The organism is Chloracidobacterium sp. (genome assembly GCA_025057975.1).
Taxonomy (GTDB): Bacteria; Acidobacteriota; Blastocatellia; order Chloracidobacteriales; family Chloracidobacteriaceae; genus Chloracidobacterium.
Map to the genome: position 1 here is coordinate 114237 of JANWUV010000008.1, position 13210 is coordinate 127446.

Annotated in this window: 10 protein-coding genes; 5 read left to right on the top strand and 5 right to left on the bottom strand. The window is 59.7% G+C overall.

Translation table 11 applies throughout. The features are described from left to right. Nucleotides 1-123: 123 nt before the first annotated feature. Genes NZ585_08805 through NZ585_08825 form a run of 5 tightly spaced genes read left to right on the top strand, consistent with a single transcriptional unit; the run spans nt 124 to nt 4674 of the window. The gene (locus NZ585_08805; protein MCS7080135.1) at nt 124-738 is read left to right on the top strand and encodes a sigma-70 family RNA polymerase sigma factor; all 615 of its coding nucleotides are present in this window, start codon (nt 124-126) and stop codon (nt 736-738) included. Next, a complete protein-coding gene (locus tag NZ585_08810; GenBank protein MCS7080136.1) occupies nt 725-1669 on the top strand; it encodes a zf-HC2 domain-containing protein in 945 nt (314 codons plus the stop codon). Before NZ585_08805 ends, NZ585_08810 begins: the two co-directional genes overlap by 14 nt. Then, on the top strand, nt 1666-2832 hold the full coding sequence (locus NZ585_08815; protein ID MCS7080137.1) for a c-type cytochrome: 1167 nt from the start codon (nt 1666-1668) through the stop codon (nt 2830-2832). The genes NZ585_08810 and NZ585_08815 overlap by 4 nt, the downstream gene beginning before the upstream one ends. Before the next feature lie 35 nt (nt 2833-2867). Next, the gene (locus tag NZ585_08820; GenBank protein MCS7080138.1) at nt 2868-3986 is read left to right on the top strand and encodes a metallophosphoesterase; all 1119 of its coding nucleotides are present in this window, start codon (nt 2868-2870) and stop codon (nt 3984-3986) included. A 34-nt stretch (nt 3987-4020) separates the two neighbouring features. Further along, nucleotides 4021-4674 carry a cytochrome C gene (locus tag NZ585_08825; GenBank protein ID MCS7080139.1) on the top strand — a complete coding sequence of 218 codons (654 nt, stop codon included), beginning with the start codon at nt 4021-4023 and terminating at the stop codon, nt 4672-4674. Nucleotides 4675-4819: 145 nt separating this feature from the next. Here NZ585_08825 and NZ585_08830 read toward each other — a convergent pair whose 3' ends face one another. The 5 genes from NZ585_08830 to cas3 form a co-directional block, all read right to left on the bottom strand. Next, nucleotides 4820-5101 (bottom strand): hypothetical protein, encoded by a 282-nt coding sequence (locus NZ585_08830; protein MCS7080140.1) that lies wholly within the window; start codon nt 5099-5101, stop codon nt 4820-4822. A gap of 294 nt (nt 5102-5395) precedes the next feature. Next, nucleotides 5396-7024, bottom strand: coding sequence for a type I-U CRISPR-associated protein Csb2 (gene csb2, locus NZ585_08835; protein ID MCS7080141.1), 1629 nt, complete (start codon nt 7022-7024; stop codon nt 5396-5398). A gap of 11 nt (nt 7025-7035) precedes the next feature. Then, the gene (gene cas7u, locus NZ585_08840) at nt 7036-8046 is read right to left on the bottom strand and encodes a type I-U CRISPR-associated RAMP protein Csb1/Cas7u (GenBank protein ID MCS7080142.1); all 1011 of its coding nucleotides are present in this window, start codon (nt 8044-8046) and stop codon (nt 7036-7038) included. Next, nucleotides 8039-10456, bottom strand: coding sequence for a type I-U CRISPR-associated protein Csx17 (gene csx17, locus NZ585_08845; protein ID MCS7080143.1), 2418 nt, complete (start codon nt 10454-10456; stop codon nt 8039-8041). Before csx17 ends, cas7u begins: the two co-directional genes overlap by 8 nt. Before the next feature lie 2 nt (nt 10457-10458). Beyond that, nucleotides 10459-13164 carry a CRISPR-associated helicase Cas3' gene (gene cas3, locus NZ585_08850; GenBank protein ID MCS7080144.1) on the bottom strand — a complete coding sequence of 902 codons (2706 nt, stop codon included), beginning with the start codon at nt 13162-13164 and terminating at the stop codon, nt 10459-10461. Nucleotides 13165-13210 lie beyond the last annotated feature (46 nt).

A 13210-nucleotide genomic window follows, 5' to 3' on the forward strand; every position in this document is an offset into this window, starting at 1 on the left:
CTGTGGGCGGCCGCTGAAACCGAACCACGCCGACCACCGGAAAAGCCATACGGCATGGAAGAAAATCGCCGGCTGCCGCGTCTAATAGGGTCAAAAGTCATGTTCTGAGGAAGCTCCCCCAACGTGAACGCCGAAGACCTGTCCCTTGCCGTCCCCGTTGGTTGCCTGTCGCCGCCGCCGGAGATGACCGTCGGCGTTTCGTACGCGCTGCTTGAAGACTGTCGGCGCGGCGACGTTGAGGCTTTTCACCGGCTTTTCCTCATTTGCAAAGACCGGGTGTACAACATCGCCTACCGCTTCGCCGGCAATGAAGCCGAAGCGGGCGACATCACCCAGCGCGTGTTCGTCAAGCTCTTTACCGAGCTTCGTCGGTTTCGGCAGGACGCGCAGTTTTCCACTTGGCTGTACCGATTGGTTGTCAACGCCTGCCTGGACGAATACCGCCGGCGACGACGTTTCACACCGTTGGAAGCCCTGTCGCAACCGGCCGCCGCGACGGAAGCGAACTTGGAAAGCCGGATTCTGCGCGCTGAACTCCACCAAGCGGTCTGGCAGGCCGTCGCCGAATTGTCGCCGAAACTCCGCCTCCCAGTCGTTCTCAAGTACGTCGAAGGACTTTCCTACGAAGACATTGCCGCCGCGCTCGGTTGCTCGAAGGGCACCGTGGCGTCACGGCTCAACCGCGCCCACCGCGCACTGGCCGGCAAACTGGCCCATCTGCGTCATGTTCTGGATTAGTTCGATACTTACGCGCTTGCTGCGGCGCGACGCGCGGCATGTCGCCCATCTGCTGACGGCCTACGTCCACCACGAACTTGCGCCGCGTCAAGCCGAGCGCGTTCGTCGCCATCTGTCGCAGTGTCCGGCATGCGCCGAAGCGTACAACGCCGTCCGCGCCGTCGCTGCGTCCGCTGAAGCGCCGGTACGCCGCGCTGCGCCGAACGCGCTCTGGCCGGCGATCGCCAAACAGTTGACCAGGGCTGACGCGGCGGAGCAACCCGTACGGCGGATGGTGCAATGGCCGGCCTTCGCCGCCGTCGCCGTGATGTTCCTCGTCGGCGGGGTCTGGTGGTGGGAGCACACAGCCGACGAACAGAAGCCGGAAACATTGCGTGTGTATCCGGCGTGCGGGCCGCAAACCACGCTTGAACTGGCGGCGCGCGACCTGCACCGCGACTGGGCCGCCGGTACGCTTCGGTTCGAGATTGAAACCGACCAGCCGCCGGCGCTGACCGACTGGCTGCGGCGAACGGCAGGACTGGACGTGCCGTTGACCGACCTCCCACCCGGCGTCCCGGCCGCTGTTCCGGCGCGCGCCTGTCCCAAGGGCGCCAAGCGCGTCACTGTCGGCGACCGGCGCGGCGTCATGGTGGGGTACATCTTGGACGGCGCCCCCGTCACGCTCCTCGTCACGCCTGCCGCCGAGTCGCCTGGCGTTGCTCAAGCTGCACAGATGATGAACGGTTTTGTGTATCGCGCCGACCTACAGGCGCAATTGACGTGGCTGACGTGGACGCGCGACGGACAGACCTACGCGCTGGTGTCTTCCCTGTCCGTCGGCGCGCAAAGTTGCCTGATTTGTCACCAGCGCGATGAGCGCCGCCGCCAGATCGCCAAGTTGGGCGACCTGACGACGGCGGAGACCACGTTTGGGGAGAAACGGCGATGAGCAAGAAACGTTTGCGTCAGTGTTCGGCGCTGCTGTTCGGCGTCGGTCTGTTTGTGTGGTGGGTGGCGGCGTCCGCGCCGTCTCCTGCGGAGCAGGGGCGGCGGCCGCCGGTTTCCATCCCGCGTGGGTTGCCGGCCGATTTCTGGGAGGCGCTCATTCCGGAGGACAACCCGATCACTGAAGAGAAAATCGCCCTTGGACGTGATTTGTTCTTCGACAAGCGGCTCTCCGCCGACGACTCCATCAGTTGCGCTGTCTGCCACGATCCGGCGTTGGCGTTTACCGACGGCAAGCCGGTGGCGGAAGGCATCGGCGGCAAACGCGGCGCGCGCAATACGCCGACGGTGCTTAACGCGATGTTTTACAGCGAACAGTTCTGGGACGGCCGCGCCGCCACCCTCGAAGAGCAGGCGCTCCAACCCATCGTCAACCCGCTGGAAATGGGCATGCCGTCGGTGGAAGCCGTTACAAACAAGCTCAAGGGCATTCCCGAATACGCAGCCCGGTTCCAGAAAGTGTTCGGACGGCCGATCAACGCCGCCGATATTGCGCGCGCCATCGCCGCCTTTGAGCGCGCGCAACTGTCCGGCGACGCGCCGTTTGATCGCTTCATTGCCGGCGACAAGCAAGCCATCAGCGAAGCCGCCCAGCGAGGCTGGCAGTTGTTTCAGGGCAAGGCGCGGTGTCTGACCTGTCACGGCTTTAATCCCACCGCGCCGTTCTTCACCGATTTCCAGTACCACAACATCGGGGTCGGCATGCGCGCGACGCACAACTTTGAGTCGCTGGCGCGCTCCGTGCAGCGGCTGGCGCAGCAGGGCAAGCTCACCCCGCAGGAGATTGACCGGCTGGCCTTGACCGAAGGCTTCTCCGAACTCGGCCGCTTCCTGACCACGCGCCAGCCGAAGGATTTGGGCGCGTTCAAAACGCCGGGGCTGCGTGATGTCGCCCTGACGGCGCCGTACATGCACGACGGCAGCCTGAAGACGCTGCGTGAGGTCATTGAGTTTTACAACCGGGGCGGCGAACCCAATCCGAACCTCGACGGCGGCATTGTTCCGTTGAACTTGTCCGAACAGGAAATGGCCGACTTGGAGGCGTTTTTAGAAACCCTGACCGGTGACGCCGCCCGCCGCGCCGCCGCGCCGGCGACCCGTCCCTGACAGCCACTTCACCAAACACAGGAGGAACCGTCATGCTGTACCTCAAATGGAAAGCGCGTGAGGAACGCTATCGCGCCGAACGGACGGACTTCTTCGCCGCCCTGAAGCGACTTGACCGCCGTTCTTTTGTCAAAATTGCCGCGTTGGCCGGTGGTTACGCAGCGGCGCGCGGACTGGCCCCACATTCGTTTCAACTTGTGGATGTCGTCCGAGCGGCTGAGTCGGACAAGCCGGCCTTCCGCTTTGCGTACATTTCGGACACCCACCTCTACGAACGGACGCTCAACGAACGCTTTGTCAAAGCCGCCATGCGCGCCGTCGAAGACGTTAACGCGCTTGATCCGCAGCCCGATTTTGTGCTGTTCGGGGGCGACTTGGCGCAACTCGGCAAGCCCGGCGAACTCGAACTCGGCAAGCAAATTCTCGCCGAACTCAAAGCGCCGGTGAAAATGATTGTCGGCGAGCACGACTGGTTTCTCGACATGGGGGACAAGTGGAAGGAACTGTTCGGGCCGCCCCAGTATTCGTTTGACCACAAGGGCGTTCACTTCATCGTTTTGATGAGCGTCAACGAGAAGGACTTCTGGACGGCGCGCAAGATGACGCCCGAAGAGCGTATGCAAACCGTCGCCGGTTTGGACAACGCTCTGCAAAGCCGCTTTGAAGTCGGCGCGGAGGGACGCGCGTGGCTGGCGAAGGATTTGGCGACCGTTCCGAAGGATCGTCCGATCATCGTCTTTTCGCACTCGCCGCTTTACAAGTACTACCGTCCGTGGAACTTCTGGACGGAAGACGCCGAGGAGGTGCAAGCGTTGCTGGCGCCGTTCAAGTCGGTGACGGTCATTCACGGCCACACCCACCAAATGCTGACGAATCGCATCAAGAACATCCACTTCCACGGCATGCTGTCCACGGCGTGGCCGTGGCCGTACGCCCCGGAGGGACTGCCGAAGCTGACTGTCCAGATGGATCGGGCTGATCCGTTCGATGAGGCCGACGGGACGGGTCACGGGGTCATTGACGCGCTTCAGGGCGGCTACGTTGACGCGCACTACACGCTTTGGAGTCGGAACCCGATCAAGGTCGCCAAGGCGTATCTGGAGTCGTGGGGGAAAACGGCCGTTCCGCCCGTCCCACAGTTTCCGTCCTATTGAGCCGATTGAGCCAAAACCTGCGAGGAAGAAGCTTATGTGGTCAAAAAAGTCAGCCAAGGTTGTCATCGTCGCTGGAGCCGTCATTGGTTGCGCGTTGGTTGCGCCGACGCTCAAACACGTGCATGACGCAACGGTGAAAGCACAGCAACCGGTGCAGCGTGCGCCGTTGCCGCGTCATCCCGAAGTAAAAAGTCCCGATGGGTCGTTGGTCGTCCAGTTGTGCGATGGTGAAACGGCGGTCGCCGTCGCCGGCGTCAAGGAAGGCGACGTGCTTCCGCCTGAGACGGCGCGTGCGGTCGCCCATGAACTCATGACGCGCCACGCCGAACAGCAGGAAAAGCAAGCTTCAAAGTGGTCGGCGCGCGACCGTCTCATTTGGGAGCGCGAGCAGGCGCGGGTCGTCAGTGAAGGCGACAAGCTCTTTCACGACTGGAAGGCATTGGGCGGCACAATCGGCATTTCGTGCGACATGTGCCATCCTGACGGCTCGAACACGCACCCGGAGACCTACCCAAAGTTCCAAACGCAGCTCAAGCGAGTCGCCACATTGCGCGACATGATCAACTGGTGCATTGAAAACCCGATGAAGGGTCAGCCGTTAGCCGCCGACGACGCGCGGATGATTGCGCTGGAAGCCTACATCACGGCGCGGCGGAAGGGCGTCCCGTTGGAGCCGGGGAAACACTAAAAAGAACGAAGTAATGCCGTTTTGGGTGCGCGGGCTTCCGGCCTGCTTGACCAAAAACCGCACCGCCCTTGCAGGCGGCGGCTTGCACACCCGGAACGGCGGCTTCTCTGTTCGAGGGCGTTCTTGTCAACCGACGTTGTGTGTTTCACTTCTCGTCGTTTTTGACCGAGCCGCCTTTGGTCTCCGCTTCCAGCTCTGCGATGGCCGCCTTCCAATCGGCAAGGTTGCCCAGTCTGACGGCTTTATCGATGCCCAAGTTTTCCAGCAGCATCGCCAGAACCGTCATCCGCTCTTCCTCACAGCCGAAGATGCAGCCGTCCACATATTCGATTTTCTCCGGGGACTGCTTATGCTCGAGGCGACGGAAAAATTCTTCTCCCCTCCAACTCCTTCCCTGACGCCGGATGTCCCACTCGTCTTTGTCCATCGGTTTTCTCGCTTTCTTGGGTGAGTTGACGTTTCGCCGGGGCGATGAATGAACCGTTTCGGTGTGCGCCGACCGACACAGGCGCGAACGACCTCGGGAGCGATAAAACCATGCCGCCCGCGTCGTGGTTGACAGATAACTACCACAGACTACCTAGGGGGCTTTCTGAGAAGAGGTGTACGACTTGGTTCTCACTCTTGGCTGAATGCACCAGCGGACGATTCGGCTGCCCGGATTTTTTTGACACTCGGCATTGGCTTGACAAACCACCGGAGCATGGCGAACTTCGGCGGCTCAGCTTACTGTAGCCTTGCGATTACCTGCTGTGACCACGGACGGTTCCACCCCGCAAGCGCGAAATAGACCCAGACCATAGTGCGCGGCATAACCAAGAAGTAAAGGGCCTTGGATCGGCTCGGTGAGATGGAGGCGCAATCCGTAGCCTACGTCCATTTTGGGTGGAACGCCGCCACGAACTCGCCGGCGGACAAAATGGCGGAGAGATCGGGTCAATCCAAGATCAATTTCGACACTGGCGGCTTTGGGCAATCGCCGCGAAGCTAGTTCGGCTTGCACTTGACCTACGAGTGTGTCTTTGCCCTTCGTTTTCAAGAATCGTGGCGGCACAAACGGCGTCATACTTTCCCAAACGTGGGCGCCATCGGGTGGACCAAGAATTTTTTGGATTTCAATATTGAGTGGGGGCGGCAATCGTCGCAGCATCTTGAGATCGCCGCTACCGACGACAGCGACTTGGAGATCACCAACGCCGCCTTTCGTCCACGTTCGCCTGAGGGTTCTAATGGCTTGCTGGGCGCTATCACCAAGCCCCATAGCCGCATAAATGATAATGTGGTCGAGACGACCATCGCCATCCAGATCAACCGGAATTGTGTGCGCGTGCCTGTGGCGCTCGTGAAGGGGACGGTCAAACTCGTCTTTTCCCGTAAGTTCAGGGCAGTTTACGCGCCGGCCATTTCCAAGACGACCGATGATGGCGCGATGGAACAACTCCGCTTGCGGTAGTGTTCGTGTAACAGACGGCAGCGCCGACCGATTCCCACTTGGGGTGGTGATGGCTAGAAGCATCGTCGTAACCGGTTGGGCAGAAACCCGTCGCGGTGCGGCCGGGACTCCAACTTGCAGGGCATCGCTCCGTCGCCAGTAAAGGATGCGTCGTGAACCCGGCGGCTGCGACCAGCCGTGGCCTTTCCACCAAGCCGTGTCCTTGGTCAGACAGGACAGCAGATCAGTCGGGTAAGGCTCGACGGCTTGTGTCTGCTTCTTCTTCACGTTTGCAGTCTGTTTTTGGCCTTGAAAGGGTCGCAACGCTTCTTGGACTTGAGCCTCGCGCCACTCTTCGTAGTCCGCCGGTGAAATGGCGGCCATCAGGGATACCTGTTCCCAACCGGGGACGCGATGCTCACCCTCTTGGCAGGGCACCGCGTTCCACTCAATGCCGGGGCCGTCGCGCAAGAGTTGGGCCTCCACCCAACTCTCACTGCGCCCCAGATAGCCCAGCGCGCCGACCAGTTTCTCAAGAAGCTCCGTTTCCTCAGCGTTGAGTTCACATGGCCAGTGAATCAGTAGTTTCCCGTCGCCGACGTTAGCCCAAGTGTCGAAGACGAGCGTTGTTTGCTCCCGTCCTTTGGCAAGGGCGCCAACTGGCATGAAGTGCCGACTGTGGGCCGTGCCGGCGGCTGGTAAACAATAGGATGGCAGCACCGCCGCCAGCTTATTGATCAAGCTCCGGGCGACTGGTGGCATCTCGCTCCAACCCTGGCTGGTGAAGCCACGGGCGATGAGCGCGCGCAGCAATCGCCACGGACTCGGTGGCCACTCGATGAGGCCTTCGTTGACATGGTGCCCCCACGGCGTGGCATGGTAACGCCCGCCGGGAAACCAGAGTTTCACGGTCGGCATCGCGGGCTCCTTTATTCGTCTTCTGGCTCTTCGACTTCATCATCGCCAGACGCTTCTTCGGACTTTTCTTCACCTTTCTTTAGTTCATCCTCGAAGGCGACGGTGGTATGCACCATCAGTCCCTTGCAATCGTTGATGGCCGTCTTGACATCCGCTTCGAGGTCGGCAAGCGAAGGCAGCTTGAAGTTTGCAGGACGGGTCGCAACCAAGTTGTCGCGATCCACCGGTTCCAGATCGCACGCGGTTCGCAGTCGCAAGTCGCCTTCGAGCAGTTTGCGTATTTTGTACAGTGACAGCAGGATCAACAGTCTCTCGACCTTGTCACCCAGGCCATAGCCGCGAATCTGGGCAAGGTCGAGGTTGAAGTAGCAGTCGATTTGCTCCGCAACGTACTCATCTCGCGGGAAGGGCACATTGCCGAACCCGCTCTTGGTATCGCCTGACGGGTTGACGTGGTCGTTCTTCACGCCACCTGAGGCCGCCACGGTGACGCCCGTTGCCTCGATGAATGCAGATAATGCTCGTGCAACGCGCAGCCGCCCACCTGCGAGATCCTTCTTAGCAAGGAAAACGCCGTGGATGAGGCTTCCGATATCGTATTTCAGCAGCACTTCGGCCAGTTTCTTGCGGTTGATTGGACCTTCAGCAAGTCCGCCCAGTTCTTCCTTAATCCTGTTGAAGAAGGTTTTGTCGCTGCTTTCGAGAAGGTATGGACTGTTCAGGCGATGCGCTTCGAGCATCGAATCAGTGAGGAATTGACCGCCACGGGTGACAGTCACATGGCTGACGCCATCCAGCGCAGCGACGGGCTGGTTCGTCGCCGTGTCCCAGCAGGTCGCTTCGAGCCGATTGGCCATGCTCTGGGCGCTTTCGACGAGCAGCTTGGGGCCGTTCTTGGTCTGGTAAGTCGCGGCGCCCAGACTTGGGAAGCCGGTCGGTTGGAAGCGATCGCCCTGAACCGGCCTCAGGGAAACCGTCATCAGAAGCCGGCTGACGCCGTCGAGTGGGCTGAGGTCAAGCATGGCGTAGTCCTTTCATAGAGGGGTCCAGAATAGCGGCGGCACGTCGGGCGGCGCTGCGGTGAATCGGGAAGGCCAAGGCCGCCGCCCAGCGGTGGGCTGTTTCAGGATCGGTCGTGCCAGCATACATTGGTGGACGAATGCCAACCGACTGCAACCGTTGCCGGGCAATCCCGATGGCTCGCGCGGCGTCTCCGGTGTTCAACAACCGCACGACTCGCTCATCGGCAGGGATGTCATGCATTTCGTCAATGGCAAACGGCAGGCAGCATAACCGCAGCGCCAGCCAGCATTCCTCCGGCATATCGGTCGCTGCAGTTGTTGTTGGTAGGTACCCGCGCGACCACTGGTTCCACTTGATGGCCATGAAGGCACGGGCAAGGCCAAACAATCGGTTGAGATCAACAGCCCCACACAAGAATCGAGCTAGATCGTCAAACCGCGCCCCGCAGCCCGCCGCAGCCACCAGCCGGGAGCGCCGTCGCCCCTGCTGCATCGCCTCGATGAGGCGACGCTCAACAATGGCGGCTAGGTCCTGCAGTGGATCGCGCCCGGATACGACGACGCGCGAATCGTTGACCAGCTTCTTGTCCACCGTTTTGAACTGTCTCGCCCCCGGCTTTAGTGGCAGAACATGATGGCGAATCGGGTCGCTTGGTTTGTCCTTGTGGTAACTCGCAGCGGCGCTGCCTAGGGCCAATGCAAGGCGAAACTCCGCCGAGTTTTCCGCTACCGCTGTAACCCATTCAGGTCGGAGCGCGGGGATTGGTCCGGCTTCGATGGCCGTTCCAGTAGCCTGTATCGCTTCAAGATCCGCCGCTGCTAGCAGAATCGCTTGCCAGCGTTCGGGCGTGTGGTCGTGCGTCAGCGCAGCAAAAACAGCATCGGCTAGGCGATGTTCCGCTTGAACCAGTCGAGCCGGAGCGTTGCTGTCTCGGCTTCGGCGTTGCAGTCGATTCATCCAAGCAGCAAGATCATCAATCAGATAGGCGTGAGAATGATGGTGAACGCGAACGCGGCCAAGTGGAACCGCGAGCGTGGATTGGCCGTTCCGTTCGAGGTAACCGTAACGCACAAAGGCTTCGACGCCACGGGCTACCCCCAAGCGACTGATCGCACGAGCTACATCAATCGGCCGATTAGCAGGGTGACGATCCAGCTGAATGCGGGCTTCGCCAAGCATCGTTGAAAGTTCCGTTAGCGTCGTCGGCTGTCGCCAGAGAGGCATCCATTGCTCGCCGCGCTGGGCCTTTTCGGAACCTGGCGTCGCAAACCCTGTAGCGTGGGGACGCACAGCAAAGGGAGCACTCGCCTTACTAAAGGCGGTTGGGTCTAGTCGCCGCGTGGCTCTGGATGTGAAGAGTACCGTCCCCTCCATCATCAGCACAAAGTCCCAGGCATTGATCAAATTCCCACCGTCGAAGCCTGTCGAGCTATTTGCCCCACCCGCTGATCCTGGCTGATATTGGCCGATCGCGGCACTCGCCAGACGATTGGCCGGAATGGACCATAATGCGTCGTCGAGCAAGCTTTTTGCTGAATCGCTCGGCTGTCCGCTTTCCGACTTTAGGTCAAAAAGTGAACCGATCTGTTGCATGAAGTTATTAGTGAAGTCCAGATTGCCGTCATTCCCTCCTGTTCCTAGGAGTGAAGGCCAATCGGGACTTCCATCTTCATCCAAAACTACAGCTGCTGAGAGCCAGTCGGCATGGGGACCGCGCCAGAGCCGTCGGCAATCAGGAATCAATGTCGCTTTCAGTGCTTTGAAGTGGCGCTCCGCCGCTGCCAGCAACCACTTGTAGCCGTCACTGGCTTTGAGTTTCTGGGCTTCCGTCTTTGTTGGGGGACTGGAAACACTATGCGTCAGTGCCTCGATGGTTTTGAGAGCGCTTTCAAGCTTGGCTCGCTCATCAGGTTCGATTTCAGGCTTCTTGAGTTGCTCCCACAGTTGTTGAAGCAGGTTTCGATAAGTCGGAGCGGATTCGAGAAGTTGGCGTTGCTCCTCGGATTGGAAACTCTTGTTGATTTTGGTGCGCGCCTTGATGGCCCGGATGACGGCATCCGCTTTGCTGATCTCATCCAGCAACTGGCGACTTGCCTCGATGCCGTCACGGAACCGCTTGAATCGGTGCGCCGTTGAGTTCTCTAATGGGCACAGCCCATGATCATTCGCCTTGAAGAACCCACATCCCTTATTCCACGGCGAGAGCAGCGGCGTCGGCTCGTACTGATTCAGGAAAAACGCTTCCAGTTCTTCCTTCGACAGCTTTGTGAGCAAGCAGAAGCGTTCGCCGTCCCACCAGCCGCGGGCTTGTGGGTCCGCCTGTTCTCCGACCAGCCGCAGGATGCCGAGCGCTTTCAGATAATTTGCAAGGGGCATTGGGGCGCAGCCCTTTAGAACGTGCAAATGCATTCTCATGGGTTGCTCTGTGCAGCCAAGGCTGGATCAAGGGCTGGATCAGATGTGGTCAACTGAGACGCCCGCGCATCGGCCGCCCGCAGGATCGCTTCAAGAAACGCCAGCGCGGCCGGGCCGTATCGCTCCAAAAGCCCAATACACCGTTCCCGCCAACTGATTCCGGTTTTCAACGACAAACCAAGTTTCGCCGGTTCTAAAGTGAGAGTCACTTCCGGGATTGGCTCTTGGTATGGCGCAAATTCGATACTCGGTAAGCGGTCTCCTTCACGAACGCCCCGGATCGGCAGCCCGCGGCCGTCGCGGTCCCGGTAGTCCTGATCCTTTGGGGCCGCGTGCAGGCCGACCCGTACCTTGCCGTGATGGCTGGCGACGAGATAGGCCACTAGGTCGAAGTCCTCTGCCGCACACTTCAGCAATCGCTCGACGAGGCAGATTGCCGGAGTTGGCTTGCCGTTGTTGGGCAAAGTGCCTCCCAGTTGGGGGAGCACACTCGCCCACCGGCCGAGTAGGGCTTCATGCGCCGGATCGTAGGTCTCCAGCAATGCGAACAGGCCAAGGGCACTGGCGAGTTCATGGCGAAACGCCGGCCGGGTTTCGCTGTCGTCGAGGTATTTATACAGACATTTCTTCGGCCAACAGTCACCGGGAGCCTTTGCCAAGTCCATCCGATCCGGCCTGGTGACGGTTCCGTTGCCGCGTATTGAGCCTTGAAATGCTGGATGAGCCTTGCCCCAGTCGTGCCAGAGGGCGGCCAATTCAAGAAGGTCTTCGAGCTTCGTAGGAAGCTTCAGTGCTTTGGCAATCACTTTTACTTGTTCGGCGACTTCCTTGGCGTGAAACGCGATCGTCTTCCAAGTGTTGAAGCTCAACTGTTCGCCGTCTTGTTGATCGTCGGCTCCATCCAACAATATTCGTGGAGATGTGCCTTGTGGTCTGGCAATCGGAAGCACCGAAGCAGAGGATTGCGGATCGAATCCGCGCTTCGAACAATAGCCTCCCGAATCCGCCGCCACACAGACCACCCGGCCGGGCAATAGCGCCTCGCGTGTCGCCGTCACCCACTCGCCGTCGAGCCAGTCCCAAACCCAAGCGCGTTTCGTCGCTTTCAGTTTGGACTGGCTTTTCTCACACAGCCAATCTCGGGCCTTCAGAAAGGGGATAGCACACAGTTCCTGTTGGTGTGGCTTGTAACTCTCAGGTGGCTTATGCGGTGGTTCACCTTTCGTATCGGGAGGAATCTCTAGCCAGAAGACTTGCAAATCTCGCTCCTCACCGGAGCGGATGAATCGGCTGATGTCGAGGTCGGCGCCGGTTAGATCCGGTGTAGTATCGAACAATTCATCGAACTCTTTCCGCAGCAATAGATGTGACGGAGCATAGTGGTAAAGCTTTCGCTTGGCATCATCACTCAGCGATGCTTCATAGCTTTCCAGCGCCTTGATACCCACATCGTTAAGTTGCCGAATGGTTTCCCAAGCGCTCTCAAGTTCTGCGGGTTGATAGGGAACCGCATCGTCGGCCTTTTTCCGGCGATCAACCACTAGCGCCTTGCCGCTGCCGCCGTATCGCGCGCAGCGACCGAATCGCTGAACCAAGCTGGGCCACGGCGCGAGTTCCGTGACGAGGCATCCGGCGGAAATATCCACACCCGCTTCCACGACCTGCGTTGCGACAATGATCCGGTCTACGCCCGACTTGCAGGCATCTTTGTTCAAAAACTCCTCCCGCCAGCGTTTCCGATCCTCCGGGCGAAAACGACTATGAATCAGCCGAGTTTCTTCCTTGCGAAGCTTGGTGATCGCATCAAACGTTTGGCACGCTCGTTCCACTGTGTTGCATACAACCAGAGTAATCCGACCAAAACCTTCGTCGTTCAACTGAGCATGTTGTGCGAGGATTAGACGGGCGAATTCCTCGTGGGCGTCCGGCTTAATGTCGGCTGTTGTTGCCGACTTGGTAATGTCCCACAGTCCGCCCATCTGTTGCGCTGCCAAAACTTCGCACGGATTTTGTACCCAAGTGTGGTGATACTCTTTGGTATCTACGCTATGCAACCAACTTGGTTGAAGCGTCGCGCTCATCCACCACGTGAAGCATGGGCGAAGATGTTTCGAGCAATCTTGGTCACGGAAAGCCTGAAGTTGCGCCGAGGTCGCCAGTCCGACATCCATCAACTGGACCTCATCCATGACCCAAAGGCAATCTTGGTTCAACAGGCCGAACTCCATAGGCCAGCGGGCGCGTGGGGCGGCAAACCCGCGATTGAGCGCCCGCGACAGCAACATGTCCTGCGTGCCGATGAGCACCGCCGGCCGTTCGGGATACAGAAACCATTCTCCGCTGTCTTCACCGCCCATCGCCAGATGGATTGCAGGCCGAGTCGGTTCGGGGATTCGTGCAGCAAGTTGGCGGGCGACCTGTTCCGTCTGCTCCACAAGCGCGCGCATCGGTAGGCACCAGACCAAACGCCGTGGCCAAGCGTCGTCTCCGCGAGACAAGCGATGGTAGCTCCAAGCAGCCAGCACGCCTTCTGTCTTTCCCAAACCAGTCGGTACGCGAATCATGCGGTTGCGACAGGTTTGCTCGGCAGCCAAGTTCTCTTGCCAAGGGTAAGGTTGGATGTCAGGCTTTAGCTTTGAGAACCATTCTGTGAAATTCGAATCACTCATGATCGAATAAATCCAAGCGTCATCACTGCCCAAGCCGCTATGCATACGGATGGAGGGATGGACTGTACTGTGCCGCATT

What these genes read in the sequence shown, in the direction of transcription:
- NZ585_08810 (MCS7080136.1), top strand. Translation starts at nt 725, where the DNA reads ATGTTCTGGATTAGTTCGATACTTACGCGCTTGCTGCGGCGCGACGCG.
- NZ585_08815 (MCS7080137.1), top strand. Translation starts at nt 1,666, where the DNA reads ATGAGCAAGAAACGTTTGCGTCAGTGTTCGGCGCTGCTGTTCGGCGTC.
- NZ585_08825 (MCS7080139.1), top strand. Translation starts at nt 4,021, where the DNA reads ATGTGGTCAAAAAAGTCAGCCAAGGTTGTCATCGTCGCTGGAGCCGTC.
- NZ585_08830 (MCS7080140.1), bottom strand. Translation starts at nt 5,101, where the DNA reads ATGGACAAAGACGAGTGGGACATCCGGCGTCAGGGAAGGAGTTGGAGG.
- csb2 (MCS7080141.1), bottom strand. Translation starts at nt 7,024, where the DNA reads ATGCCGACCGTGAAACTCTGGTTTCCCGGCGGGCGTTACCATGCCACG.
- cas7u (MCS7080142.1), bottom strand. Translation starts at nt 8,046, where the DNA reads ATGCTTGACCTCAGCCCACTCGACGGCGTCAGCCGGCTTCTGATGACG.
- csx17 (MCS7080143.1), bottom strand. Translation starts at nt 10,456, where the DNA reads ATGCATTTGCACGTTCTAAAGGGCTGCGCCCCAATGCCCCTTGCAAAT.